Origin of the sequence: Polyangium jinanense (genome assembly GCF_028435265.1) — a bacterium.
Lineage (GTDB): Bacteria > Myxococcota_A > Polyangia > Polyangiales > Polyangiaceae > Polyangium > Polyangium jinanense.
Genome location: NZ_JAGTJK010000002.1, coordinates 32,851 through 58,358 on the forward strand (window position 1 = coordinate 32,851; position 25,508 = coordinate 58,358).

General features: G+C 68.3%; 18 protein-coding genes. 10 read left to right on the forward strand and 8 right to left on the reverse strand.

Annotation, left to right across the window (positions count from 1 at the left end):
• Positions 1-8: 8 nt before the first annotated feature.
• The 7 genes from KEG38_RS04460 to KEG38_RS04490 all read right to left on the reverse strand — a co-directional run bounded on the left by KEG38_RS04460 (position 9) and on the right by KEG38_RS04490 (position 6,697).
• The gene (locus KEG38_RS04460) at positions 9-560 is read right to left on the reverse strand and encodes a hypothetical protein (RefSeq protein WP_272417755.1); all 552 of its coding nucleotides are present in this window, start codon (positions 558-560) and stop codon (positions 9-11) included.
• Between the two features lie 34 nt (positions 561-594).
• Complete coding sequence (locus KEG38_RS04465; protein ID WP_272417757.1) at positions 595-1,596, reverse strand: hypothetical protein; 1,002 nt, start codon at positions 1,594-1,596, stop codon at positions 595-597.
• 33 nt (positions 1,597-1,629) lie between these two features.
• Entirely contained in the window at positions 1,630-3,333 is a 1,704-nt protein-coding gene (locus tag KEG38_RS04470) for a VanW family protein (protein ID WP_272417758.1), read from the reverse strand.
• 162 nt (positions 3,334-3,495) lie between these two features.
• The gene (locus KEG38_RS04475) at positions 3,496-4,251 is read right to left on the reverse strand and encodes a trypsin-like serine peptidase (protein WP_272417759.1); all 756 of its coding nucleotides are present in this window, start codon (positions 4,249-4,251) and stop codon (positions 3,496-3,498) included.
• Positions 4,252-4,266: 15 nt separating this feature from the next.
• Positions 4,267-4,698: a cysteine peptidase family C39 domain-containing protein gene (locus KEG38_RS04480; protein ID WP_272417760.1), complete on the reverse strand. Its 432-nt coding sequence runs from the start codon at positions 4,696-4,698 to the stop codon at positions 4,267-4,269.
• Positions 4,699-4,757: 59 nt separating this feature from the next.
• Positions 4,758-5,195, reverse strand: coding sequence for a hypothetical protein (locus KEG38_RS04485; RefSeq protein ID WP_272417761.1), 438 nt, complete (start codon positions 5,193-5,195; stop codon positions 4,758-4,760).
• Between the two features lie 404 nt (positions 5,196-5,599).
• Positions 5,600-6,697 (reverse strand): oxidoreductase, encoded by a 1,098-nt coding sequence (locus tag KEG38_RS04490; protein WP_272417762.1) that lies wholly within the window; start codon positions 6,695-6,697, stop codon positions 5,600-5,602.
• A 214-nt stretch (positions 6,698-6,911) separates the two neighbouring features.
• Between KEG38_RS04490 and KEG38_RS04495 the strand changes: the two genes are divergently transcribed.
• Together KEG38_RS04495 and KEG38_RS04500 are read left to right on the forward strand one after the other, a co-directional pair.
• Entirely contained in the window at positions 6,912-8,135 is a 1,224-nt protein-coding gene (locus KEG38_RS04495; protein WP_272417763.1) for a hypothetical protein, read from the forward strand.
• A 46-nt stretch (positions 8,136-8,181) separates the two neighbouring features.
• On the forward strand, positions 8,182-11,631 hold the full coding sequence (locus KEG38_RS04500) for a VIT domain-containing protein (protein ID WP_272417764.1): 3,450 nt from the start codon (positions 8,182-8,184) through the stop codon (positions 11,629-11,631).
• 12 nt (positions 11,632-11,643) lie between these two features.
• Here the strand turns inward: KEG38_RS04500 and KEG38_RS04505 are convergent, their stop codons facing one another.
• Entirely contained in the window at positions 11,644-12,423 is a 780-nt protein-coding gene (locus tag KEG38_RS04505; protein ID WP_272417765.1) for a hypothetical protein, read from the reverse strand.
• Between the two features lie 522 nt (positions 12,424-12,945).
• On the opposite strand from KEG38_RS04505, the gene KEG38_RS04510 reads away from it, so the two are divergent.
• From KEG38_RS04510 to KEG38_RS04545, 8 genes are all read left to right on the forward strand, one after another.
• The gene (locus KEG38_RS04510; RefSeq protein WP_272417766.1) at positions 12,946-14,388 is read left to right on the forward strand and encodes a sigma 54-interacting transcriptional regulator; all 1,443 of its coding nucleotides are present in this window, start codon (positions 12,946-12,948) and stop codon (positions 14,386-14,388) included.
• 164 nt (positions 14,389-14,552) lie between these two features.
• Positions 14,553-15,995 carry a serine/threonine protein kinase gene (locus tag KEG38_RS04515; protein ID WP_272417767.1) on the forward strand — a complete coding sequence of 481 codons (1,443 nt, stop codon included), beginning with the start codon at positions 14,553-14,555 and terminating at the stop codon, positions 15,993-15,995.
• A gap of 15 nt (positions 15,996-16,010) precedes the next feature.
• Entirely contained in the window at positions 16,011-17,141 is a 1,131-nt protein-coding gene (locus KEG38_RS04520; protein ID WP_272417768.1) for a tetratricopeptide repeat protein, read from the forward strand.
• Positions 17,142-17,162: 21 nt separating this feature from the next.
• Positions 17,163-19,874: a MopE-related protein gene (locus tag KEG38_RS04525; RefSeq protein WP_272417769.1), complete on the forward strand. Its 2,712-nt coding sequence runs from the start codon at positions 17,163-17,165 to the stop codon at positions 19,872-19,874.
• 77 nt (positions 19,875-19,951) lie between these two features.
• Positions 19,952-20,515 (forward strand): hypothetical protein, encoded by a 564-nt coding sequence (locus tag KEG38_RS04530; RefSeq protein WP_272417770.1) that lies wholly within the window; start codon positions 19,952-19,954, stop codon positions 20,513-20,515.
• A 154-nt stretch (positions 20,516-20,669) separates the two neighbouring features.
• Entirely contained in the window at positions 20,670-22,478 is a 1,809-nt protein-coding gene (locus tag KEG38_RS04535) for a DUF3604 domain-containing protein (protein WP_272417771.1), read from the forward strand.
• Positions 22,479-22,639: 161 nt separating this feature from the next.
• The gene (locus KEG38_RS04540) at positions 22,640-24,259 is read left to right on the forward strand and encodes a sensor histidine kinase (RefSeq protein ID WP_272417772.1); all 1,620 of its coding nucleotides are present in this window, start codon (positions 22,640-22,642) and stop codon (positions 24,257-24,259) included.
• 195 nt (positions 24,260-24,454) lie between these two features.
• Positions 24,455-25,504 (forward strand): SGNH/GDSL hydrolase family protein, encoded by a 1,050-nt coding sequence (locus KEG38_RS04545; protein WP_272417773.1) that lies wholly within the window; start codon positions 24,455-24,457, stop codon positions 25,502-25,504.
• Positions 25,505-25,508: the final 4 nt, after the last annotated feature.

Below are 25,508 nucleotides of genomic sequence, written 5' to 3' on the forward strand. Positions count from 1 at the left end.
TCGATGTTCTAGGCGCGCCGTCCGCCGACGGCAGCGTGTAGCCGACCGAGCATGACACGCCCTCGTTCGATGAGCGCTTCGTGCTCGGCGGAGAGGACGAGCATGCCTTCGTCCTCCACCGCGCCAGGGATGTGAGGCGCGAACTCCTCGGCGAGCCCCTCCTCGGCGATCTCCGCGAGGTATTCGGGCTGTTCGGTGCAGCGCAAGGCAGTCATGGCGCGGCGAAGTTTCGGGACGGAGTTCTCCTTCAACGCCTCCTCGGCTTGATGGAGCGCCGCCTCGATCACCGACGGAATGAGCGCCGGCCAGTACGAGCGCAAACGCTGCTCGGGCGTCTGCTGCTTCTTCTTCGCGAGCGAGACGTAATTTGCGAGATCGCCGAGCTGCTGAACGATCACGGTCAATCCGCGGTTCGAGGCCTTCCGGCGCAGCGATCGGAGCTTCGAGCTCACCGCCTCGAAGTCGTAGCCGGCAAAGTCTGCATCGCGCGCCGCGTGGTATTCGCTCCAGAGTCGACGGGACTCTTCTTCAAAATCCAGGGGGACGTCCGATTCCTTCATTTACGTCGTGAGCTATTCGTGATGCGGCGCTAGGTCAATCGTCCCGCACGAGCAGCTTCCGCAAGAGCTCCAGCGGATGGAAGCCGAGCATCTCTTCGAGCTCTCCATGCTGCGCGCTCTTCGCCGCCCGATCCCACAATCGCTCGATCGACCCCGCCACCACGCCATTCGAATCGACCCGCTCCATCACCTTGCGCACCGCCAAAAACGCCGCCCGGCTCGCGTCGATCCCCAGCGGAATCGCCATCGGCGCAGGCAACGGCGAAAGAATGATGTCGCGCACGAACGCCGCACGCGCCCACGCGCCGGGGCTCGGGTCCACTTCGAGCGCGCGGAACGTCGCCGTCTCCGCATAACAGCCGAACGCGATCGGCCCGACACGATCCTCGATCGCATGCGACAGGTGCCGGTAGTCGCGGCGCCAGTCGCCCGAGAGCAGGCCCATGTCGCCGCGGATCTCGTCGGGGCCGAGGATCAAGCTGATCCCATCCTGACCACGACGCAGCGCCACGCTCGTCCAGAGCTCGCCGCCCTCGAAGATGCCGAGCACCATCGCCTTGCCGATCGGACACACCGCGTCGAGGCTCGTGCGCACCATGCCCGACGTCGGGATCGGCACGCCGCGCAGGCGCAGCGGCCACGCCGAGAGACGGCCCGCCGCGAGCTCGGCTTGCGCGAGCGAGAAGAGCGTGACCGTCTGCGCCGCGAGGTCGTCGCCCTTGCGCGAGCGCGAGGCGAAGCGCTCCATGATCCGTTCGAGTGTACCGCTCTCGAGCACGATGCAGAAGCTCGCGTCGTTTCGCTTCGCGAGCTCTTCGGCCGTCATCGGCCACTCGATGTCCTCGATCCCGAGGCGGCCCACGTTCGTGTGCAGGAGCTTGCGCAGGCGGCCGCGGTCGTGGATGGCGATCACGCCGCCGCGCGGGCGGTTCGGATCACGCAGCTCGCCCGTGGTGCGACGTGGCCGGAAGAGCGACAGGACGCGGACCCAGTCCGTCGCGGTGAACCCCTCGAAGCGTACGTGGGGGGAGAGCACGGCGGCGGAGGGTACCCCGACGCGTGGAGGTTGTCAGGTCCCGCTCTCGGCCGCGGGCTTCTTCTTCTTGCGCTTCTTCTTCTTGCCCTTGTCGTCCTCGGGCTTCTTGGCCTTGCCCTCGTCCTTCGACTCCGCCGAGGCAGGCTGCGCCGCCGGCGCCTCGCCCTCGCTCGCGCCTTCGGCCGTGTCCTTGCTGCGGTAGTGCGAGAAGCCGAGCTTCTCGTAGTAGCCCGGCTTGCCCGTCGGTCCGGGCTCGCGGCTCTCGATCGTGCCGCCACCCGGCTGGGCCTCGGTGACGCCCGGCGTGCGGATGTCGGGGCCCTGCGTGACCACGAGGTACTCGTCCACGACGTACTCGGGGTGCTCGTCGTCCTTCGCGTTGACCTCGAGCTCCTTCGGGCCCGTGCCGACGTTGATGATCTGCGCCGTCGGCGGGTACGAGTCGCTCCACTTGTAACGAAGCGCGTGCGCGCCGTCGCGCACGACGCGCGAGCTCGTGGTCTTGAAGCCGGGGATGCCGCGCTGCGCGAGCACGCGCATGCCCTCGGGGAGTTTTGGTGTTTGGCGCTCGACCTCCTCGAACGGGAGGACCTCGTCGATGCGCCGGAAGTACGTGACCGTGTGGCGGCGCTCGGGACCGAGGATCTCGGCGCGCACGACGCCGTTCGAGACCGTCTCGTGCAGGACGATCGGGAAGTCGAAGGGGTTGCGGAAGCGGAAGCTGATCGTCGGGTACACGACGGTCGCGTCGAGACCAAGCTTGATGTAGGAGCTCGGCCGCGAGTGCGGGTAACGCTCGACGATGTCGAGGCCCGCGAAGAAGGCAGCGCCGTGCAGCGTGCCGGAGATCTGGCAGGTGCCGCCGCCGAGGCCGTCGACGAGCTCGCCTTGCGCGATGACGGTCGCGACGCGGTAGCCGTGCGCCTCGTCGCGCGGGCCGACGACGTCGTTGAAGTCGAAGACCTCGCCGGGCATGACGACGGCGCCGTCGAGCTTCGAGGCCGCGAGGCGCAGGTTGTACGTGCGGTCCTTGGTGCGCTCGCCTTGCGTGTAACGCGTCTCGAAGTAGCCGAGCACGTGGCTGAACTGGACGTTGCCCATCTGCTCGGCGCGGCGCTTCGGCGGGACTTTTTCCACCGCGGCGGCGACCTCGTCCGCGCCCTGGCGGAAGGCCGCGTCGATGCGCGCGATCGTGCCGTAGACGTCGAGCCGGTGGCCGTCCTTCTCGGGGACGAGTTTTTTCTGCGCGAGGTCGACGTACGCGTCGGTCGCGGCCGCGTCGAGCTCGCTCTTCAGCGCGAGGAGTTTGTCGACGGCGGCCTCGGCGTCGAGGATGAGCGGCAAGGGGACGTCGAGCGGCTTGCCGGGGTTCGTTTCGTCGTGCGCGCGGCGGAGGGGGCTCTCGGGGCGAAGCGCCTCGCGCACGAAGCCGGCGAGGCGGACGCGATCGATCTCGGCGCCGAGTGCACCGCGGCGGATCTTTCGGCCCGTGCCGTCGGGCAGCTTGATCGTGATCTCGCCGGCGGCGTACCTGCGCACGAGGTCGAGCGCGTTCGCGACCGGGTCGCCCTGCATCGGCACGGCCATGCCGGCGACGCGCAGCTCGGGCGTGGGATGCACGACGGGCGTGTCGGGCGCGGGCGGCAAGAGCAGCCACGTGATGCCGAGTCCGGAGGCGATCGCCACGGCGGCCATCGCCGCGTAACGTTTTACCTCGGAGGATCGCGGGGCTCGCATCGCTCCGGCATCTTGGAAAGAGAGGCGGGGCGCGTCAAGAAAGGGAAGTGTTGTTCGGGGGAGTCAGCGGTCGGTCCCACACGCCGCGCTCATCCTCCTTGCGCTGGAGCATCGCAGTCATCGCGTCGTGCAGCCCGTTCAATGCTCTGGCAGCGGTGTGCATCACCCCCGAAGGAGATCGAGAAGAGGTGCCACCTTCGTCGCAAGGATCAGCTTCTCGTCTGGGCACCACGTCGTAACGATGCCGACGAGCAGGCAGAGATCGGGCTTCCACGCGTCGACACGCTGCCCGCTCGCGCCGATGCGCCACACTGGGCTACCCGAGAGGCCGTGGGGATCAAGCCAGTCGGCGGCGTTGCCATCGCGCAAGAACATGTTCGTGGGATCGAAGTCCATCGCGAACTGGAACGGCTTCATGCTGGCGGGAAGCTCGTCCTCTCGCAGCATGACCCCGTACGGAAGCGACTGTTTCGCGAGGCTGCCAAGGAGCGGGCTGAATCGCGAGCGGACTCCAGGGAAGCCATGTACGAAGAGATAGTCCGTCGAGAGCTTCTCCTCGTAGGGATCGATGCGCTCCTTGGGCCAGAACGCGAGCCCATGGGTGGGGTACTCGGCGGGGAGGAAGTACGCTGCCACGTCGAACTCGTCGTCGATACGGGCAGGATCGCCGTGCAACTCGAAAGGTGCCTCGCCACGCACCGCAGTGACGGCGAACCGTCCACCGCTCCGTGCCTCACGGACGACGTGCGCTGCTGTGATGATGATGTTGCGACCAGCGACCGCGCAGCGCAGCGCGGACCCGACGTGACGACCGGTGTCATCTTCGATGGCAACGAAGCCAGCGATGTGCGGGTACGTGTGCAGGGCCATCGGCTCGATGGTCGATTGGACGAACCTGATCTTATCCTGGACATCCATGGATCGTCGATCTCCTCATCCAACTCGCCACAGGACACCATTGTACGCTCGTGTCCATCGCTCGAGGAACGTCGCCCGCTTCATCACCACGACCGCGCCAACTGACGGTTCTGCTTCCGTTCCAGCAGGATCACGTAGGCGGACGTCAGTCGAGCCGACCTCATCGACGATGACGAAGTGTCGCGAAGGCATCCGCAGTAGGGCGATGAAGGGTGCTTTTCCTGCCAGAGCGTCAAGGTCTTCGGGCCGAACTCCGCCATGTCTATAGGTCGCGCCAGGATGGAGCACAGTGAGGGCGTCGGCTAATCCGTCCAGAAGCATGGGCATCTCTGGGTGGTAACCTGCGATGTCGCGGATGGTCGCCTCGGGCACGTCGATCTGCGCCTCTAGCAAGATCTGACGCACGCAGGCGGCGCCGCATGACATCGGCAGTTCCTGCCGGACCATGAGAATGGTCGGTTCTCGACACATTGTTCAGGTCGCGCTGATCTCGATATGTCGTTCGATCAACGACCGACCTCGGCAGAGAGCATGCCTCGATCGCGGTAAACTCGGAGGATAAACTCGACCGCCTGGGTGAGGGTAGCAACGGTGACTTCTTCGTCGGCAAAGGGTCGAACGCCAGCAACCGCTGCGGTGAAGTGCCCTTCGGGCTCCTCCAAGATCATGAAGGGGCGCTCGAAGCCTCGAATGCCGCAGTCAAGGAAGGCGCTCGTGCCTCCCAGGATGTGAACGCGCTCCCCTGGGCCACGCCCACAAGCAAGCCCTGCCTGCGACAGCTTTGCGAGTGCCGCGTCGACCGTCAACTCCGCAGGCAACGTCGCTCGAGCTGCATGGCCGGAGATCACACGGAGGCGATCAATACCCCTCCTCAACCATGGGTTGCGAAGGAGATCAGGTAACAGGAACAGGCTGCTGGTCGGCATCTCCGTGGAATGCGCCATTTCCGTCCTTCTCTATCGTTCCTGATCTCACCACACGTTCGGCACTGGGATCATGCATCCCGGTTGGGACGTCGGTCAACCCTCGTCCTGTGCGCTGTACCGCGCCTCGGAGCAACCAAGGACTTGGCTGCGCACGACGTCGCCATCCGCGCGGCCATCGCCGCGTAACGTTTTACCTCGGAGGATCGCGGGGTCCGCATCGCTCCGGCATCTTGGAAAGAGAGGCGGGGCGCGTCAAGCGAACGGCTCGATGCAACAGTGTTGCAAAAGCATCCGAGGTCGTTTAGAAGGGACGTCGTGGCACGACGGTGCGTTGGTCGACCGTCGTGCGTCACGCCGCTCGCGGGGGCGCGGGTTCCCGGACCCCTTCTTCCCCGCGCCCTCGCGAGCGTTTTTTCTCGGCGTCAGCGCGACTCGTCCGCCACAAAACCCTTCCAGCGGCGCATGTAGTCGATGAACCTCGGGCTGAGGCCACGCTCGGCGAGCTCCGCGGCCGGCATCGGAGGCCGCCTCGGCTCCCACGTCGCATCGCGCGCGCGGAGCGGCCAGTCGGGGTTCAGGATGGCGGAGCGCGCGAGCGAGACGCCGTCGGCGCCGAGGGCGAGGAGCGAGTCGGCCTCGGCGCGCGTCCAGATCTTGCCCGCGACGAAGAGCGGGACGGAGGCAGGGAGAGCGCGACGGAAGAGCGGGATGGGATGCTCGTCGGGGCGCTTCTTCGTGCTCGCAAAACTGTCCCAGAGCGAGACGCCGAGGAAGTCGATGCCGTCCTCGGCGAGCCAGCCCGCGAGCGTGAGGTTTTCGTCGAGGTCGAGGCCCTTGGCCTGGCCCCAGTCCTCGGGCGAGATGCGCACGCCGACGAGGAACGACGCAGGGACGGCGGCACGCACAGCGCGCGTGGCTTCGCGCAGGAGGCGCGCGCGGTTCTCGAAGGAGCCGCCGTAGGCGTCGTCGCGCTTGTTGCCGGTCGCGCTGAGGAACTGGCCGAAGAGGTAGCCGTGCGCGCCGTGGAGCTGGACGCCGTCGAAGCCGGCGCGGTGCGCGCGCACGGCGGCGTCGCGGAAGGCGGCGATCACGCGCTCGATGTCCTCACGCGTCGCGGCGCGGGGGTTCCCGGGGTCGCCTTCGATCTCGCTCGCGCTCCAGGGGCGCTCGCCGGTGACGCTCGCGTCGGCGCGGGCGCCGCCGTGGAAGATCTGCACGATGGAGACGGTGCCTCGTTCGCGGAGCGCCGCGGCGAGGCGCGTGAGACCCGGCAGGAGCTTGTCGTCGTAGATGCCGAGCTCACCGGGCCAGCCCTGACCGTCGAGCGTCACGTGCGCGGCGCACGTGGCGACGATGCCGAAGCCGCCCTCGGCCCGCAGGGCGAGCCAGCGGAGCTCGTCGTCGGAGAGCGTGCCATCGGCGTGGCTCTGCTGGTTCGTCATGGGCGCGAGCGCGATGCGATTGCGCGCCGTGCGGCCGTTGCGAAACGTGATCGGTTCGAAGAGGTCTTTCGAGGCCATCGTGCGGCGAAGCTAGCAGCGGCGGGAGCACGGGTCACCTTCGGTCATACAATGTCCGAGCAAAGAGCCTCGTGCATTGAAATGGGCCCGGCGATCCATTAAAGAGAGCAGACGCACCGCGGCCGGTAGAGGGACGCGGCGAGGGTGGGCCGGACACGCCGGCTGCCCGCGCCGCGCGGGCGCGCGGACGCACGCTTTTTTCCACGAGGCTCGCATGAACCTTGCTGCACAGCGCTCGCCTGCGGCGCGCTCGGGCGTGGACGATCGATTCGTCGCCGATGAATTCCTCACGCTTCGCGGCCGCGCGGTCCGATGGGAGCTCGCCGCCTGGTCAGGGGCCATCACGCAGGCGCTCGCACGGGCGCTCGCGCAGAGCCGCGAGGACAGGGTCGCGGCGCTCGCCCCGTGCTTCGAGGAGGCCACGATCGTGGCAGGGCACCTCGGCCGGCACGAGGACGCGCGCCGCGTCGCGGAGGCCGCTGTCCGGTTCTATGCGGCGATCGCCCGGCAAAAGCGATCGGCCGAGGCGCTCGCGTTCGCGGTCTCGGCGCTCGTCGGGCTCGGCGCCGCGGAGCGCGCAGCAGGTCGGCTCGACGAGGCGCTGCTACACCTCGGGCGGGTGCGTTCGCTCGGGCTCGGCGCGGAGATCGGCGCGGGGCTGCTCCGCGTGTCGCGCGCGCAATGGGAGAGCGTGCTCGCGCTGGAGCCCGCGGCGGCGCGGTCGATCGCGCTCGCGTCGGCGACGGAGACGCTCTCGGCGTTGCTCGCGGCGCGCAGGCTCGAAGACGTGGTTTCGCTGGCGCTCGTCTCGCGCCGTGGCGCGACGGATCCTCCGACGCTCGAATGGGCGCGCAAGGAGGCCGCGCTCGCCGCGCTTTGCCACCTCGGCCGCCCCGACGAGGCGCTCGCGCTCGCCGCGCGTTACACCGTGGAGGCCGGCGAAGGCGAGCGGCTCGTCTTCGAGCTGCGCCGGGCCGAGGTGCTCGCGTGTTTCGGCGACGCTGCGAAGGCGCGCGCGCTCGCCGAGGTGGTGCTCGGGCAACTCGAACGCAAATGGCGCGCGCGCCCCGGCACGCTCGAAGACGTGCGGCTCGCCGCGCGTGTGGCGAGGCTCTGCGCGCTGCTCGGCGAGGCGACCTCGGCCGATTTCTGCTGGGCCGCGCTGGCCGAGGCGCTCGCGATCGGCGACGTGCCGCTGCAAGCGGAGCTGCTCGTGTCCATCGTGGAGACGGATTGGGATCAGGAGCGGCGCGAGGACGCGTCGGACCTTTTACGCGCGGTGGCGCTCGGGTCGGGGTATCGATTGCCTGCGGCCGAGCGCCTTCTTTCGCCTGAGGACGGACCGCGCTCGTCGCGCTCGGCCGACGAGCGCGCGCCGGGCTTCACCTCGCTCGTCGCCTCGCTCTGCGCGCTCGACCCGAGCAAGCGCACGTCGTGACCCTCGAAAGCCGCGCCGATCGGTGTAGCATCGGTGTCGGCCCGCCATGACCGATCCCACGACCGACCGAATCACCCAGGGGACGATGCGCACGTCGAGCGGCGCGCCTTTGCCGCTCGAGCACACCGACGTCGAGGCCAAGATCAACGGCCCCGTCGCGAGCGTCACGCTGAAGCAGCGCTTTCGCAACACGACGGGCGGTCCCATCGAGGCCGAATACCTCTTCCCGCTTCCGCACGAGGCGTCGGTGCACACGATGCGTTTTCGCATCGGCGCGCGCACGGTCGAGGCCGTCGTCAAGGAAAAGGAAGAGGCGAAGCGCGCCTACGAGGCTGCGCGGCGCGAGGGGCGCAGCGCGACGCTGCTCGAACAGGATCGGCCGAACCTGTTCACGTTGAGTGTCGCGAACATCCCGGACGGCGAGACGATCGAGGTCACGCTCGGTTATCAGGAGAAGCTCGCGTTCGACGAGGGGGAGTGGCGCTTCGTGTTTCCCATGGTCACGACCGAGCGTTACCACGCGAGGACGGCCGCCGACGTGCAGGACGCGGGGGCGATTCAGCCGCCGCGCGCGGCGACGGGCGAGCGGAAGGCGGACGTGAGCGTCAGCCTGGAGATCCGCCCCGGCGTGCCGATCGAGCCGCCCCGCTCGCCGTCGCACCGGATCGACCTCGAGCCCCTCGAAGGCGGCGCATTCCGGGTGAAGCTGCACGCAGCGGAGACCGTCGCGAACCGGGATTTGGTCGTTGCTTATCATGCGCAGCACGACAAGGGCGTGCGGCCGCGGGTGTATTTCGAGCGCCAGGCCGACAAGATGGGCACGTTCCTGCTCGTCGTGACGCCGCCAGTTGCGCCGATCGAGGATCTCTCGCTCGCGGAGGCTGGCCCGGCCGGCGATCACCGCACGTTCCGCTGCAACAATTGCGGCGGCGCGCTGCGGGATCCTTCGGTCGTGAAGGAATGGCCGGGCCTCGGGCCGGCGTGGAAATGCGAGTATTGCGGCGTCGTCGTGGCGGCGACGCGCGAGCTCGCCAAGGTCGGGCTCCCGCGCGACGTCGTTTTCCTCGTCGATCGATCCTGCTCGATGCGCGGGCAAAGCCTCCCGCAGGCCCGGCGCGCGGTGCGCTTGATCCTCGATCACCTCGGGCCGGGTGATCGCGCGCAGGTCTTCGCGTTCGATCACGACCGGATCGCCGCGGATCAGCAAGGAGAAAAATTCGTTCCGATCTCGAAAGAATGGGCCGAGCAGATCGACGTGTTCCTTCGAGGCATGACGTCGCGCGGCGGCACGGAGCTCGAAGAAGCCCTCGTCCGCGCCGCGAAATTGCAATCCGACAAGGGCCGGACGCGGCTCGTCGTCTTGCTGACGGACGGCGCCGTGGGCAACGAGGGCCGGATCTTTCGGCGCGCGCCGGAGATCCTCGGCAAGGAGACGCGCCTGTACGTGCTCGGCGTGGGGCCTTCGGTGAATCGTTATCTCGTCGAGCGGCTCGCGCGGGCGGGAGGAGGCGCGAGCGACGTGCTCTTGCCCGGCGAGGACGTGGAGACCGTCGTGCCGCGTTTCGCGCGCCGCGTCCGCCAGGCCGGCCCCGTGCTCACGAATTTGCGTTTGTCCTGGGACGACGCGATGCCCGTGGACGTGTATCCGCATCCGGCGCCCGAGCTCTTTGGTGGACAAACCGTGCAGCTCCTCGGGCGTTTCGCCGGATCGGGAAAGAGCAGGCTCGTGCTCACGGCCGAGCGCGCGACGGGGGAGCCGTTTCGGCAGGAGGTCGACGTGGAGCTGCCGGAGCAATCCGATCAGATCCCGGGGCTCGAACGGCTCTGGGCAAGGCTCCGGATCGACGCGCGTTTGGCTCGGCTCGCCGAGGCGCCCGGGGAGGCGGCCGAGGTGCGGATGGAGGTGCTCGCGCTCGCGCTCAAGCACAAGCTCTTGAGCCCGTACACGGCGCTCGTGGCGGAGGACAGCGAGAAACGCGTCGAGGGGCCCGCGAAGAAGGTGCAAATGGAGGCCGTGGCCTCGCACGAGGACGCGTTCGTGGAGGAGGCAGAAGACGAACCGGTCGCGGAAGGCGCCGGGGGGTTCGGCGAAAAAATGGCGAAGGGGGGCGGGGCAAGGCGGGAGAGAGGGGGCGGCGGCGCGATGGATATGCTTTCCGCCCGCTCGATCTCCTTCGAGGACGAGCTCGACGACGGCGCCGAGGAGCATTCGAGGAGCACGCGCGCCGGCACGATGGGAAGGTCTGCGCCCGTCGCCGCGGCGGCGCGCCCGGCGATAGCCGTGCCCCCCGCGCCGGGAGCGCCTCGGTCGCGAGGATCGTTTGGCGCGCCACCCGGGGCCAAGTCTCCGCCGCCGCCCTCCTCGGCGTCGGTGTTCGATGCCGAATCGGTCGAAGCGCCCAAGCGCGGCGGAGGGTTTTTCTCGAAGGTAAAGGATGCCCTGGGGATCGGCGGAAAAGAAGAGGCGCCGCCCCCGGCGCCGGCCATGGACTTCATGCCGATGGAGGATGAGCCGGCTCCGGCCGGTCGGGCGCAGCAAGGCCGGTCGCAAGGCGCGCCGCCGTTGCAATCGAGCGATTCCGAGGCCTATTCGCCCGAGATGATCGCCCGCGTGGCGAGCGCCGGGGTCGGCGAGCTCGATCTCGTGTTCCTCGTCGACGAGACGGGCAGCATGGGCGAATACATCGAGGAGGTGAAGCGCAGGCTCGTCGAGATCATCGACGCCCTCCGGCGCGCCCCGCTTTGCCGCAGCCTGCGCCTCGGCCTCGTGAGTTATCGCGACCATCCTCCGCAGGATCGCTCTTTCGCGAGCCGCGTCGTGCCCCTCACCGACGATATCGCGTCGATCAAGAAGGGAGTCGAGCGCATGCAGGCCTCGGGCGGCGGCGATGGCCCCGAATCGGTGACGGACGGGCTGTACGACCTCGTACGGCTCGATTGGCGGCCCCGCGCGGCGCGTGTCGTCGTCTGGGTCGGCGACGCGCCCCCGCACGGCGTAGAGCCCTCGGGCGACGCCTTCCCCCAGGGCTGCCCCTGCGGGCACCACTGGTATGCGCAGGCCGAGAACGCCCGCGAGATGGGCATCGTCATTCACGCCGTCGGCTGCCTGCCCACGCTGCGCCAATACGTGGGCGCCGAGGACGTGTTCAAAACGGTGGCGCGGACGGCCCGCGGCCTTTACTTGCCGCTCGAACGCGCGAACCTCTTGATCCCCATCATCACCGGCGTCGCCGAGACCGAGCTCGACAAGCAACGCATCGAGGAGCACATCGCCGAGGTGCTCGCGAAATACGAAAACGTGCTCGTCCCGGCCGATCAGGAGGAGCGCGTCCGTTTCGTGACCGACGTCCTCCGCCAGGGAAACGTGCGCCCGCGCGGCCTCGTCTACGACCCTTCCAAATCCGGCCCCTCGCCGCTCCGCTTCCGCGACATCACGTCCGCCGACGTGGAGGAAGGAATCGAGCGGCTCCGCAGGGTCGCCCGGACCTCCCTGTAAAACTCATTCCTCTCAATGGCAGAGCTCGGGCTGCGAGCTCCGCGGACTCGAGGGCCGCTCGCCCGTGATCGCGCGGGCGCTCGCCTGCGCGGCTTGCACGCATTCGCGCAAAAAATGCCGGTAGATGTCGAGCGCGCCCGCGCCGATCTCCGCGAGCTGCTCGGCGGACTCGGGCATTCCGTCGAGGATCGTCTCCAGCGTCGAGCCATAAAGCGCCGCGCGCTCCACGCCGACCGACGCGCGCTTGCGCAGCCACGTGAGCCGCTCGGCCATGTCCACGCCGAGCACCCGCTGGGACTGGATCAGGAGCCCGATGGAGAGCGCGCTCGTGATGCGCTCGATCTCGTACTGGATCGCCGCATACCCGAGGGGAAGGTCTGCCCCGAGGACCTCCTCGTTCAGCACACGATAGGCCCGCATGACCACGGTCGGGCGCTCGGCGAGCATGGCGACGTCGATCGAGATGCCGCATCGCATGGCGATGATCTGGGCGACGGCGCGCGCGTCGCGCAGGACGAGCGAGGCGCGGACGTCTTCCTCCGCCGCGTGCTCCCGGAACGACTGGGCGACGGCGTGGAGCCCGAGCTTTTCGCATTGCTCGGCGGCGCGCCGCGACCAGCGCGCCGTTGGCTGCGTGAGGTAGGGCGTCCGGGCGAACCATTCGAGCAAAAAGCACTCGACCAGGACGGGGGATGCGTCCGCCGCCAGGATCTCCCCGAGGACGTGATCATTCTCGACCTCCGCACGGAGAGAAAGGACACGTGGCTCGTAGAGGGTCTTCAAGCTGTTCATAGGAATGCCTCGTACGGATGAATTTGCATTCGCCATGCCACGAGCGAAAAAGGCCGGGAAACTGAAACCGTCACGGGATTGTCGAGCCGATTCTGCTCGATTGGCGCTTCGAGGGCCCTCGTTCGCGCGAGATCGTACTGACGCGCGTGCCCTACGGTGATGCTTCGCCGCATCAGGGATGCGACGCAGGCTCCCCATCGCGGCGCACCTCCGCACCCGAGGTTGTTTCGTATATGTTCACACATCAAACTTGACTGTTGACAAGGAAACGTTTTTCGTGTGGAGGGCCCGTCAGGTGTTCGTGTCGCCTGGACGGAGTGAGCGGGGACGCCGGGAAAAAGGAAGCAAGTTCACCGAGACCACGCCCGACCGCCGCTTCGCGAGGTCACACACGGCGCGCGGTCACCTCGGGGGTGGTTCGAAGCGAACACGCAGGCGCATGGTGGCTTGCGTTTCGGGTCGTGCTCGACCTACGGTTCCGCGAGCGGTGCTGTCCATCGGAACGAAGGGAACGACGAGAACGTGAAGGGGCGCCTCGAGCTCGCAGTCTTCGCCGCGGGCGGCGTCACCCGTCACCCCCTGCCCGCCGAGGGGAAGGTGATCCTGGGCCGCGCCGAGGAGAGCGACATCCGGATCGACGACGGCTCGGTCTCGCGCCGTCACGCGCAGATCTACCTCGGGCCACCCTTGCGCATCGAGGACCTCGGCAGCGCGAACGGAACCACGGTGCGTCGCGAGAAGGGCGCAGGCGGAACGGTGCGCCTGCTCGACACGCGCGTCGAACCCGGGAAACTCGTGGAGTTCGGCGTCGGCGATGCCATCAACCTCGGCTCGACGATCCTCGTCGTTCGCAAGGTCGACGACGAAGAGCCCGAGGTGCGCGGTGACGGTTCGCCGAGCAGCTACGTCATCCGCGACGAGGCGATGAAGCGCCTCTACGCGCTCGCCGAGCGCGTCGCCGAAGGTCCGATCAGCGTGCTCTTGCTCGGCGAAACCGGCTCCGGCAAGGAGGTCCTCGCCGAGACGATCCACCGCAAGTCGCCGCGCGCGTCGGGGCCGTTTTTGCGCTTGAACTGCGCCGCGCTGAGCGAGTCGCTCCTCGAGAGCGAGCTCTTCGGTCACGAGAAGGGCGCGTTCACGAACGCGGTGCGCTCGAAGCCGGGCCTCTTCGAGACCGCGGAGAAAGGCACGGTTTTCCTCGACGAGGTCGGCGAGCTGCCGCTCGGCATCCAGGTGAAGCTCTTGCGTGTGCTCGAGGACCGCCAGGTGATGCGCGTCGGCGGGCTTGCGCCGCGCCCCATCGACGTGCGCTTCGTTTCCGCGACGAACCGCGACCTCGCGAGCGAGGTGCAGAAGGGCACGTTCCGCCAGGACCTGTACTTCCGGCTCAACGGCATCGCGCTCTCGATCCCTCCCTTGCGCGAGCGTCGCTCGGAGATCGAGCCCCTCGCGCGGACGTTCGCGGGGCGCGCGGCGGCCTCGATCGGCAGGAGCCCGCCGGAGATCACGCGCGAGGCGCTCGCGGCGATGACGAGCTACGACTGGCCGGGCAACGTGCGCGAGCTGCGCAACGCCATCGAGCGCGCCGTCGTGCTCTGCGAGGGCGTGATCCGGCCCGAGGACCTCGTGCTGGAAGGGCGCGTGCAAGGCACGGCTTCTTCGCCGCGGAACGTGCCGCTCACGGGCACCGTCCCGCTCACCCCGATGATGGAGCCGCTGCTGCCGTCGTTCACGGTCGCCGCCGACGATGCGACGTCGCAGCTGCGCGGCAGCGTCGTCGACACGAGCTCGTCGGGCAGCTTGCGCGAGGAGCTCGGCTCGCTCGAGCGTCAGCGCATGATCGACGCGCTCGAAAAATGCGCGGGCAACCAGACTGCGGCCGCGGCGATGCTCGGAATGCCTCGACGTACGTTCGTCTCGAAGCTCTCGGCCTACAACATCCCTCGGCCGCGGAAGAAGGGCTAGAGCGCCGAACCGTTCGGGTTTGACCGTAGGGGCGTAGTAGCTCGGCGAGCCGAGTCACGCCCCATACCCCCCGAGGGGTGTCGGGATCCGGATCGCGCACGAAACGTACGATCTTGGTCCCCCGCGCCCGAACTCTGGCATAATGGGGAATAATCGAGGAACGCATGGGCGCGCCGAGCGTGGTCTTTCTCCCGACTGGAACGCTATTTCACGAGCGTTATCGTGTCCTTCGGGGCATCAAGGCGGGCGCGATGGGCGCGGTGCACGAGGCGCGCGACGAGCGCACCCACGGCCTGTGCGCGCTCAAGGTGATGCTGCCCGGCGTACTCGAAGACGCGGTGCTGCGGGATCGCTTCGCCCAGGAGGCGCGGATCACCGGCGAAATCCGGAGCGATCACGTCGTGCGCGTGACCGACGCGGGCATCGATCAAGCGACGAGCATGCCGTTCCTCGTGATGGAGCTGCTCCACGGCGAGGAGGTCGGCGCGATGCTGAAGAAGCGCGGCCACATCCCGATCGACGAGGCGCTCGTCTACCTCGGGCAGGTCGCGTTTGCGCTCGACAAGGCCCACGCCGGGGGCATCGTCCACCGGGATCTGAAGCCGGGCAACCTCTTCATCGCGGAGCGCGACGACGGCACGCCGTGCGTGAAGATCCTCGATTTCGGCATCGCGAAGATCGTCTCCGAAGGGACGAACTCGAACATGACGCAGGCCGTCGGAACGCCGACGTACATGGCCCCCGAGCAGATCGCCGGCAGGAGCAACCAGATCGGGCCCGCGACGGACATCCACGCGCTCGGCCACATCACCTACACGATGCTCACGGGCGAGGCGTACTGGCAGGAAGAGGCGCGCGAGCACGGCGTCTACGCGCTCATCCGCCGCGTCGTCGACGGGCCGGAGGAGATGCCGACGGCGCGCGCGCTTCGCCGTCGCGGCATGGTCTTGCCGCCCTGGTTCGACGGCTGGTTCGCCCGCGCGACGGCGATCCACCCCGAGGATCGTTTCCAGCGCGCGACGGAGGCGATCGCGGAGCTGCGGGATCAGTATGCGGAGTCGGGGCCGGATTCGTTCCGGATGAACTTGACGATCCCGCTCGTGCGGCGCTCCGAAGGGCCGGAGCGGCCGCTCGAAGAGGCGTCGACGACGCGCGCGTCGGTGGCCTTGATTCAGGCCTCGACGCCGCCTGCGCCGCCGCCTGCGCGGTCGCGCTGGGCGACGGCCGTGCTCGTCGCGCTCGTTTGTAGCGTTCTCACCCTCGTAGGTGGGCTCGGGGTGCAGGCGCTCGTCGGCGCGGCGCCGCTCTCGGTCGCGCGCGCGGGGTTGCCCGATACCGTGCCGCTTCCGCCGATCGCGGCGGGCGAGGTGCCGCGCACCGAGCTCGCGAATCCCGCGCCCGAGGCCTCCGCCGAGGCGATCGACATCGAGCCTGCCCCGGCGGCCGGGACGCCTGCGGCTGCGCAGACGGCTGCCTTGTCCGGAAAAACCGGATCGATTGGGCAACCTGTACGCCCGGCTTCCACCGGGGCACAACCTCCGTCCACGAAGAGCACGGGGACGAAGTCGACCCGCAAGCCCTACGAGCCTCCGACCTCGATCGATTAGGAGACCGCTTTGCCCATGATGAGCGGAAAACCCAGCGCGTGGATCGTTCGTTCGTTCGTCGCGCTCGGGGGTATCCTCGTCGCGTCGGGCGCGCGCGCGGCAGACCCGGCCGACGAGGCCCGGGCGAATACGCTGTTCCAGGAGGCGCGCGCGGCGTTCATCGCGGAGGATTACGCGACGGCGTGCCCGAAATACGAGGAGGTCGTCAAGCTGCGCCCGGGCCTCGGCGCGCGTATCGGTCTCGGCGATTGTTACCGGAAAATGGGCCGGCTCGCGCGGGCGTGGGAGACGTACCGGGGCATCGTGGACGACGCGGCGCGCATCGCTTCGACGTCGAAGGGTTTTACCGAGAAGTCGACGGCCCAGAAGCGCGGGAGCGAGGCGAAATCGCGAATGGGCGAGATCGAGCCGCGGCTCGGCTGGATCACGGTTTCCGTGCCCGAGGCGGTCCTCGCGCTCCCGAATCTCGTGGTCACGCTGGACGGCGTCCCGCTCGCGCGGGAGGTGTTCGGCACGCGCCTGCCAGCCGAGCGTGGCGAGCATGTGGTCGACGCCAGCGCGCCCGGGAAAAAGTCCTGGGAAAAGAGCCTGGCCATTGCCGAGGGCGCGGAGCTCACGGTTGCGGTGCAAGCGCTCGAGGATGAGGCCGCGCCGAAGCCCGAGCCGAAATCGTCCCCGCAGACGATGGGGCAGGAGTCGCCCAAGGGGACGAATCCGGCGACGACCGCAAATCCGGCGATGATGCAGGGCCCCTCCGGACCGCTCGGGCCCCGCGAGCCGGACCGCATTCCGGAAGCGCCGACGGAGAGCTTTTTCAGCACCCAGCGCATCGTCGGCCTCGGCCTCGGCATCGCGGGGCTCGGGGCAGGCGCCGTCGGCACGTATTTCGGGCTCCGCACGATGCAAAAACGCGACGAGAGCGAGGTGGACGGGCATTGCGCCGGCAACACCTGCAACGAGTTCGGCTACGACGCGCGCAAGGATGCTTATCAGTCGGGAAACCTTTCCACGGGGCTTTTCGTCGCGGGCGGCGTCGCGTTTGCCGGCGGCCTCGCCCTCTTCTTGACCGCGCCGAAGCGCACGAAGACGCAGACGACGTCGCTCATTGTGGGTCCTTCTTCTTTGTACTGGACGGGGCAGTTCTAGCGCCCGAAAGGGAACTCGGTCATGCGGCGTGCATTGGTGCTTGGGCTCGTGCTCGTGGGGATTGGGGCGGGGGCCGTCGGGTGCAATGCAGCCCTCGGGGTCGACGATCCGGTGCTCGTGCAGACGGGGCCTGGTGGGACGGGCAGCGGCGGCCAGGGCGGCGTCGGAGGCCAGGGCGGGAGCGGCGGGGCGGAGTGCACGGCCGTGGAGACGGCCTGCGACGGGATCGACGACGATTGCAATGGAACGATCGACGACCTGCCGCTCGCGAGCTGCGGGGACGGCGTCTGCCGTGTGACCGTGGAGGCGTGCGTGGACGGCATGCCCGTGCCGTGCGTGCCCGGCTCGCCCTCGCAAGACGAGCTCTGCGACGACGACAACGACGGCATCGACGACAACTGCAATGGCCAGGTCGACGAGGGCTGCCCCTGCAAGGTCGGCGAGACGCAGGCCTGTTACACCGGCTCGCCGGACACGCGGAACATCGGCGCGTGCAAGGACGGCTCGCAGACGTGCATCGCGGAGAACACGTGGGGGCCCTGCGAGGGCGACACGCTCCCGTCGCTCGAGACCTGCAATGCGGTCGACGACGATTGCGACAACCTCGTCGACGACGGCTTCCCGGAGATCGTCTGCGGCGAGGGCGCTTGCCAGGTGACCGTGTCCACCTGCAATCCGGCCGGCGGCGATCCGCCCGAATGTACGCCGAAGGACCCGGTCGAGGAGACCTGCAACGGCCTGGATGACGATTGTAACGGCGTCGTCGACAACGGCGATCCGGGCGGCGGCGGGGCGTGTATGTCGGGGGTGCCGGGGCAATGTGCCACGGGGACATACCATTGTGATGGCGGCGCGCTCAACTGCATCCCCGACGCGAAGCCCACGATGGAGACCTGCAACGGCGTCGACGACGATTGCGACGGCACGACGGACGAGGACAACCCCGGCGGCGGCATCGACTGCCCGACGGGCCAGATGGGCGAGTGCGGGTTCGGCAAGACGAAATGCTTCGTGGGCTCCTTGATCTGCGCCGCGCCGCCCCCGGTGGACGAGATCTGCGACGGCAAGGACAACGACTGCGACGGCGAGGTCGACACGCACGGCGTCGACGCCGACAAGCCGTGCACGACGGGCATGCCGGGCGAATGCTCGCCGGGCAAGACCCTCTGCGTGGCGGGCGAGCTCCAGTGCAAGCCTTCGATGTTGCCCCAAATGGAGTATTGCGACGGCAAGGACAACGACTGCGACGGGACGACCGACGAGGGCAACCCGAACGGCGGCGCGGCCTGCACGCTTTCCTTCAACAAGGGCGTGTGCGCGGCGGGGACCGAGACGTGTGTGGGCGGCATCGTCACCTGCGTGCAGAACGTGCAGCCGTCGGCCGAGACGTGCGACGGCCTCGACAACGATTGCGACGGCGACGTGGACGAGAGCCTCGCCTGCGGCACCTGCGGCTCGTCGACGATCGCCTCGGGGAGCTGCACGAGCTTCGCGATCCCCGCGCAAAACCCGCTCACGACGAATTGCGAGCAGGTCTTCCCCCCGGCGTCGAGCATCCAGAACTCGATCGCGGAGACGGCCGTCAAGTATTACGTCAATGCCGCGGGCGGCAATGACAACAACGACGGCAAGAGCCCCGCGAAGGCCTGGGCGACGCTCTGCAAGGCCGTGGCGATGGCGCCCGCGGGCAGCACGATCCTCGTCGCGCAGGGCGGCTACGCGTCGACCTCGGTCATCGTGGCCAAGGAGCTCACGATCAAGGGCGGATTCAGCTCTTCGTTCGCGAACTGGAACCCGGACACGTACACCACCGCGTTTTACGGGCAGCTCACGCTCGACCACAACAAGGCGGTCTGGGGCGGCTTCCGGATGCACGCGTCGCCCACGAGCTCGCTCACGCAGCACAACCTTCGTGCCGGCACGTTCGTGCGCAATTACGTGGAGACGCTGTTCAGCGGCGGCGCCACGACCTCGGCGGCCCTCGGCGCGACGGCCTGCCCGGGAAGCACGTCGACGCTCTTCGGCAATGACGTGTATGCCCGCTCCACCACCTCGACGACGCACGCGGCCATCCAGTTCGGCAACCAGCGCGGCACGACGATCCTCGATTCGAACCGCGTCTGCGTCGAGGGCAAGAGCAACGGCGCCACGACGTATGCCATCAACGGATCCGGCCCGAGCACGGCCAACGTGGCCTCCCTGATCGCCCGGAACAACGTGCTCGAAGCGGCGAGCAACAATGCCTACCTCGTCAATTTCCTGGGCAGCAACGGCGGCGTCGATTTCAACCTGATCTTCACGAACAACACGATGTTCGCTCGCACGTACGGCGTCTGGGGCACCGCGGCGACGAGCGGCAAGATGCGCTGGCGGTTGACGAACAACATCCTGTTCAGCATCACGGGCGGCAGCACGGCGGTGAACCTCGGCGCAGGCGCGGGCGTCTCGCTCGACTCCGCGGAGGGCAACCTCGTCTTCGGGTTCAACAACAACCTCTTCAGCGCGCCCGTCCCCCTGGCCTCGTCCGGCAACGACACGACGAACACGCCCACGGTGACGAGCGTCTTCATCAATGCGACGGGCGGCGATCTCCGGCTGAAGACCGGCGGCCAGGGCGACGGTACCGGGAAAAACGTCTACAACCAGGCCACGTACGGTACGGTCACGACGGACATCCTGCAATCGGCGCGGCCCCAGGCGGGGGTCTGGGATCGCGGGGCGTTCATGAATTGAGGGCCAGGCCTCGGGGAACGGCGCGGTTGGTGCGCCCGGCCTCTTGCGACGCGCCGCGGATCGAGGCTCAATGAGGCATGCACAAGCCGCTCCCCGGAGCGCGCATGGACCGCCGTGTCGCGCTCCAGAACCTCGTCCTCGCGGTCGCAGCAGCCGTCGTCACGAGCTGCGACAACATCGATAACTTCGAAGTGGACGTCGGCGCCAAAGCGACGATCCCCGCTGGCACCGTCCTCGACGAGCTGCTCGGCGTCCTCGCGTTCAACGAATTTCAGAGCATCAATCTCACGCAGGAGCTCGACAACCAGGGCGTCACGAAGGACGACGTCGATTCGGTACGCATGATCTCGCTCTCGCTCGTCATCGATGGGCCTGCGGGGGCGAACTTCGATTTTCTCGAATCGCTCGCATTCTACGCGGAGACCGAGGGACAACCCAAGGTGCTCGTCGCCGAGCTCGATCCCGTCCCGAAGGGGCAGACGTCCCTCGATCTCGTCGTGTCCGGCGCCGAGCTGAAACCGTACGTCGTCGCGCCCTCGATGAAGCTCACGACCACGACGAAGGGCAAGCGCCCGCCGGAGGAGACGATGGTCACGGCCGCGGCGGTGCTCGACGTCGACGTCACCGTGCCCGGTTGCTGAGCTTGACGACGGCGCCGAGCACGTTTTCCATGGCCTGGTGAGGATCGTCGGGCTCGCTCTTTTTCTTCCCCTCCTCTTCGACGGATGCGCGGAGGCGCCTTCCCCCGCGGCGCCCCCACGCGTGCCGCGGCCGCGCGCTCCTTGCGCGGAGCGCGTGCCCACACGCGTCCCGCTCTATGGCGATCTTCACGTCCACACGGCATTTTCTTTCGACGCACGCTCCTACGACACCGTGGTCACGCCGGCCGACGCGTATCGCTTTGCGCGCGGCGAGGCGATCCACCTGCCGCCGCTCGACGCGTCGGGCAAGGGCACGCGCGAGGCGCGGATCGACAGGCCGCTCGATTTCGTGGCCGTCACCGACCACGGCGAGTTCCTCGGCGAGATGTACCATTGCACCACGCCCACCTCGCCCAAGTACGACACGTTCACCTGCCAGACGTACCGCGAGGAGGTCGGGCAGGGCGCCTCCACGTTCGCCGTGCGCCTCTCCCAGGCAAACCCGATGCGCGTGGCCGAGCTCTGCGGCGAGGGCAAGGACTGCGAGGCGGCGGCGCGGGAGCGCTGGCAGGCCATGCAGGACGCGGCCGAGGCGGCCTATGATCGCACCGCGTCCTGCTCCTTCACCACGTTCGTCGGGTACGAATACACGAACACGTTCGGGATCTCGAACCTGCACCGGAACGTGATCTTCGTGAACGACATCGTGCCGGACCTGCCGGTCACCTATTTCGAGGCCCCGACGCCGCTCGACCTCTGGACGCTTTTACGCGACGGATGCAGAAGCGCCGAGAACGGCTGCGACGTGCTCGTGTTGCCGCACAACTCGAACCTCTCGAACGGCCGGCTCTTCGACCCCACGTACCCCGGCGGCGCGACGATCGAGGAGGAGGCCTCGCGCGCGGAGCTCCGGGCGGAGATGGAGCCCGTCGCCGAGATCTTTCAGCACAAAGGATCGAGCGAGTGCCGCAATGGCTTCCTCGACGTCGAGGCCGACGTCGATCCGCTCTGCGACTTCGAGGAGCTCCGGCCGGACGACGACGAGCAATGCGGGGACAAACCCGGCTCGGGCGGCATGCGCCTCTGGGGCTGCACGCACCGGCACGATTTTCTCCGGTATGTCCTGAAAACCGGCCTCCTCGAGGCCGAGCGGCTCGGGACGAACCCCTTTCAATTCGGCCTCATCGGCTCGACCGACACCCACAACGGCACGCCGGGCAACACCTCCAGCGTGGGGTTTCCCGGGCACGTCGGGCTCGTCGATGATACCCCGGACAAACGCCTCGGCGCCGGCACGGAGACGCACGACGGCGTCATCAACAACCCCGGCGGCCTCGCGGGGGTCTGGGCCGAGGAGAACTCGCGCGAGTCGATCTTCGAGGCGATCCGCCGCCGCGAGACCTTCGCCACGAGCGGCCCCCGCATTCCGATCCGCTTCTTCGGCGGCTTCGGCTACGACGCGGGCCTCTGCGGGCGTCCCGAGCGGCTCGAAGAGGCCTACGCGGCTGGCATCCCGATGGGCGGGATGCTCGGGGCGTCGTCGGGATCGGAGCCGACGTTTTTCGTGCAGGCGAGCGCCGATCCCGGCACGGCGAGCTGGCCGGGTCGGCCGCTCGAGCGGCTCCAGATCATCAAAGGTTACGTGCGCGAAGGAAAGGTGTACGAGAAGGTCTATGACGTCGCGGGCACGGCCGCCGCGGAGCCCTCCGTGGATACCTCGACCTGCGAGGTGCTGGCCGAGGGCGCGGAGGAGCTCTGCGTGGTCTGGACGGACCCCGATTTCGATCCGAAGGAGCGCGCGTTCTATTATGCCCGCGCCCTCGAGGTGCCGAGCTGCCGCTACAGCACGTACGAATGCAACGAACTCGATCCGGCCTCGGCGCCCGCGGCGTGCGCCGATGCGTCCCTCCCGAAGACGGTGCAGCACCGCGCCTGGAGCTCGCCGATCTGGTACGGGCCGTGAAGGCCGCCCGCCTGTCAGTCCCGGGCGGCGGTCGCGGGCCCTCGACAACGTCCGCCGTTGCGCCTACGAACTTTCCGGAGTCGTGCGCGCCCGACTCGTATCGAAACGAGAGGAGGCCGGAATGGAGCAGAACGAGGGCCAATGGGTAGCGCGAGGAGCCCATGACGGAACACGCCTTCTCCAGCATTCATGACTTTACCGCGGAGGCCGTCCTTCTCCTCCGCAGCGCCCTCGATGTGCTCGACGAGGCGATCATCATGGCGGATCAGACCGGCCGGATCGTCGCGTGGAACAAGACGGCGGCGCGCCTCATCGGTCTGCCCGTCGACGCCTCGCCCGAGGCGTGGAACGAGGCCTTTGGCATTTTCCTGCCGGACGAACGGACGCCTTGCCCCGCCGAGGCCGTCCCGCTGTGGCGAGCGCTCCAGGGCGAACGCGTGGACGACGTCGAGCTTTACGTGAAGAACCCGCGTATGCCGCAGGGGGTTCACGTCTTCGTCTCCGCGCGGCCCATTCCGGGCGAGCAAGGGCGCGTCCGCGGGGGCATCGTGGTCTTCCAGGACGCGACGTTCCCCAGGCTCGCGCAGGTCGCGCGGAGGCATGGCGAGACGCGCCTGCGCGCGATCGTCGCCAACACGCCGAACGTCGCGATCGAGGGGTACGACATGCAAGGCCGGGTTCTCTACTGGAATCGCGCGGCCGAGCGTCTCTTCGGCTGGTCCGAGGAGGAGGTCGTGGGCAAGACGCTCGACGGCATGATGCTGGATACGCCCTCGACGCAGAAGTTCGTGGAGACGCTCGAGGAGATCGCGCGCACGGGGAAACCGAACGGGCCCAATGAATGGTCGTGCCATCGCAAGGATGGCAGCGAGGTCTGGGTCTACTCGACGATCTTTGCGATCCCAACGATCGCGGGGGCCTGCGAGTTCGTCTGCATGGACGTGGACGTGACGCCGCTCAAGCTCGCCGAAGACCGGATCCGCGAGCAGGCGAAGCAGATGGAGGCGCAGGCCATCGGCAACGCGAACCTTTTTCACGAGGCGCTGCAGGCGATCTCGGCGCGCGACGACTTTCTCGCCGTCGCCTCGCACGAGCTCCGCACGCCGCTCACGCCGCTCAAGCTGCAGCTCGAGCGCCTCGTGCGCGACGCGCGCGCGGGCGTCTCGCAGGAGCGCATGGCGCCAGCGCTCGAAGTGGCCTATCGGCAGGTCGGACGGCTTGCGGCGCTCATCGATCGCCTGCTCGACGTCTCGCGCATCACGGCCGGCAAGCTCGATCTCTGCCTCGACGAGGTCGATCTTTGCGCGCTCGTGCACGATGTCGTCACGCGCTTCGGGCGCGAGGCCGAGGACGCCGGGTGTCTCGTCGCGTTCCACCATGACAAACCTATCTGGGGCACGTGGGATCGGCTGCGGATCGAGCAGGTGGTCACGAACCTCCTCGGCAATGCGCTCAAGTACGGCCGCGGCAAGCCGATCGAGATCGAGCTCGAGGCGGACGAGGGCACGGCGCGCCTCACGGTCCGCGACCACGGCGTCGGCATTGCGCCCGAGGATCAGGGCAAGATCTTCGAGCGATTCGAGCGCGCCGTCTCCAACCAGTCTTTCGGCGGCCTCGGGCTCGGGCTGTGGATCGTGCGACAGATCGTGGAAACGCACGGCGGGACCGTGCGGGTGGAGAGCGCGCCGGGCGTGGGCTCCACGTTCCGGGTGGAGCTGCCGCGGCGGGGGAAATCGCTCGACGAATCGCACGGCACGATTTCGATTGCCCCGGGGACGTGATCGCTGTTGCCAGCGGCGCGCCGGGGAGCGATCCTCGCGCGCATGCAGAAGCTCGCGCTCGCCTCCTTTGCCTCCTTCGCTCTTTTTGCCCTTGCTTGCAGCTCGCCTTCGGGCGGGGGAAGTTCGCAGGGTTCGGGCTCGGGGGGCGGTGGCGGTGGCTCCTCGTCATCAAGCGGCAGCGCGTCGTCGAGCGGCATGTCGTCCTCCTCGGGCTCCTCGTCGTCGAGCGGCGCCGGGGGCGGCGGGCCCATGGCGGAGGTGCATTTCATCGGTCGATTCACGAACGAGGCGGACCCGCGTTTCGCCTGGCCGGGCAGCACGATCGTCGCGCGCTTTTCGGGCACGGGCCTCGACGTGCGCCTCGCGGACGCCGGCAACAACCATTTCGCCGTGGTGATCGACGACGGGCCGCCGACCGACCTCGCGACGAGCAGCGCGAAGGATACGTACACGCTCGCAGCGAACCTGCCCGCCGGGGAGCACACGGTCCTGCTCGAAAAACGCACCGAATCGTTCGTGGGCGTCGTGCAGTTCAAGGGCTTCGTGCCAGCGGCCGGCGGCGCGCTCGTCCCCACGCCCGCGCCGTGGACCCGCAAAATCGAGCTCATCGGCGACTCGATCACCTGCGGTTATGGCAACACCGGCGCGGGCCCGCTCTGCCCGTTTTCGCCCGAGACCGAGGACGAGTATTCGGCGTACGGCGCCATCGCGGCGCGCAAGCTCGGAGCCGCACACGTGGGAGTCTCGTATTCGGGGATCGGCGTGTACCGCGATTACGGAGGTGTGACGGAGAACCAGATGCCGGTCCGCTTCGAGCGCACGCTCGCCGATGATCCTGCCTCGACCTGGGATTTTTCCTATCTTCCGGACGTCGTCGTCGTGAACCTCGGGACGAACGATTTCGCCAAGGGTGACCCCGGGCAGGCGTACGTCGACGCGCTCTCCGGGTTTCTGGACAAACTGCGCGGGCATTACCCGAACGCGTACCTGCTCTGCGCCGTCGGCTCCATGCTCAGCGACTCGTACCCGTCCGGCGCGACGCACCTGACGAAGGCGAAGCAGTACGTGAACACGGCGGTCGAATCCCGCAAGACGAAGGGCGATACGAACGTGGGGTTCGTGGACCTTGGCGAGCAGAACTCGGGCGTGGACGGGATTGGCTGCGATTACCACCCGAGCGTCGCCACGCACCAGAAGATGGCGGACAAGCTCGCGGCTGCCATTCAAACGGCCAAGGGGTGGTGAGGCG

Excerpts from the sequence above, each read along its gene's own strand:
- KEG38_RS04460 (WP_272417755.1), bottom strand. The coding sequence starts at position 560 with ATGAAGGAATCGGACGTCCCCCTGGATTTTGAAGAAGAGTCCCGTCGA.
- KEG38_RS04470 (WP_272417758.1), bottom strand. The coding sequence starts at position 3,333 with ATGCGAGCCCCGCGATCCTCCGAGGTAAAACGTTACGCGGCGATGGCC.
- KEG38_RS04475 (WP_272417759.1), bottom strand. The coding sequence starts at position 4,251 with ATGGATGTCCAGGATAAGATCAGGTTCGTCCAATCGACCATCGAGCCG.
- KEG38_RS04480 (WP_272417760.1), bottom strand. The coding sequence starts at position 4,698 with ATGGTCCGGCAGGAACTGCCGATGTCATGCGGCGCCGCCTGCGTGCGT.
- KEG38_RS04485 (WP_272417761.1), bottom strand. The coding sequence starts at position 5,195 with ATGGCGCATTCCACGGAGATGCCGACCAGCAGCCTGTTCCTGTTACCT.
- KEG38_RS04490 (WP_272417762.1), bottom strand. The coding sequence starts at position 6,697 with ATGGCCTCGAAAGACCTCTTCGAACCGATCACGTTTCGCAACGGCCGC.
- KEG38_RS04495 (WP_272417763.1), top strand. The coding sequence starts at position 6,912 with ATGAACCTTGCTGCACAGCGCTCGCCTGCGGCGCGCTCGGGCGTGGAC.
- KEG38_RS04500 (WP_272417764.1), top strand. The coding sequence starts at position 8,182 with ATGACCGATCCCACGACCGACCGAATCACCCAGGGGACGATGCGCACG.
- KEG38_RS04505 (WP_272417765.1), bottom strand. The coding sequence starts at position 12,423 with ATGAACAGCTTGAAGACCCTCTACGAGCCACGTGTCCTTTCTCTCCGT.
- KEG38_RS04515 (WP_272417767.1), top strand. The coding sequence starts at position 14,553 with ATGGGCGCGCCGAGCGTGGTCTTTCTCCCGACTGGAACGCTATTTCAC.
- KEG38_RS04520 (WP_272417768.1), top strand. The coding sequence starts at position 16,011 with ATGATGAGCGGAAAACCCAGCGCGTGGATCGTTCGTTCGTTCGTCGCG.
- KEG38_RS04525 (WP_272417769.1), top strand. The coding sequence starts at position 17,163 with ATGCGGCGTGCATTGGTGCTTGGGCTCGTGCTCGTGGGGATTGGGGCG.
- KEG38_RS04530 (WP_272417770.1), top strand. The coding sequence starts at position 19,952 with ATGCACAAGCCGCTCCCCGGAGCGCGCATGGACCGCCGTGTCGCGCTC.
- KEG38_RS04540 (WP_272417772.1), top strand. The coding sequence starts at position 22,640 with ATGACGGAACACGCCTTCTCCAGCATTCATGACTTTACCGCGGAGGCC.
- KEG38_RS04545 (WP_272417773.1), top strand. The coding sequence starts at position 24,455 with ATGTCGTCCTCCTCGGGCTCCTCGTCGTCGAGCGGCGCCGGGGGCGGC.